Source organism: Streptococcus pseudopneumoniae (assembly GCF_001072665.1).
Lineage (GTDB): Bacteria > Bacillota > Bacilli > Lactobacillales > Streptococcaceae > Streptococcus > Streptococcus pseudopneumoniae_S.
In genome coordinates this window covers 1-548 of the sequence record NZ_JVJI01000072.1, presented here as the reverse complement: position 1 = coordinate 548, position 548 = coordinate 1, and the positions used below count along the sequence as shown (strand labels likewise).

The 548-nt window shown below is 42.0% G+C and carries 1 protein-coding gene; it reads right to left on the bottom strand.

Going from position 1 to position 548, the window contains the following annotated elements:
* Nucleotides 1-179 precede the first annotated feature (179 nt).
* A partial coding sequence (locus ADH52_RS04435; protein WP_049510333.1) for a YwqH-like family protein occupies nucleotides 180-548 on the bottom strand: 369 nt, incomplete at its 5' end.

Sequence of the window (548 nt, the reverse complement as noted above, 5' to 3'; positions counted from 1 at the left end):
TCGTCATCAACTGATAGAGCTCATTGAATTGTTCCTGATACAAATCGAGCACCTTGGATTCCGATGTCGTGTTAAAGTTTGGCTTACTCACTCCAGCCAAACTAGCCTGAGCCTTGGTCAAACTACTGATGTGCGCGTTAAACAGAACCTCAGATAATTGAATCGTTCCATACATGACCTTACCCCTCCTTCGTATGTAGTAGCTTCTCGATGAAATTTCCCAGATTGTTAATCTGACTTTGGCACCAACCAATAATGCCATGTTCTTCATTCTTTTGATTTTCCAACCTAGTGATTTCATCACAGATGGCATCATAGAAGGTATTCATCTCCGTTTGAAAACTCGTGTAGTCACTGGAGAAGGTCTCCCACTGCTTGGTGAAATCATCCTTTTGTTTGCCTTGCCATTCTGGCTGAATATTTCGGTGCATGATGGGATACTTGATATTGTGAACATTTTGTTGGATTTCACTTACAGACTTCTTGGCCGTACGAAGACGTTCCAATTTTTCATCGATGGAAGTAATCCGTGATTGGGCAGAGGAGAT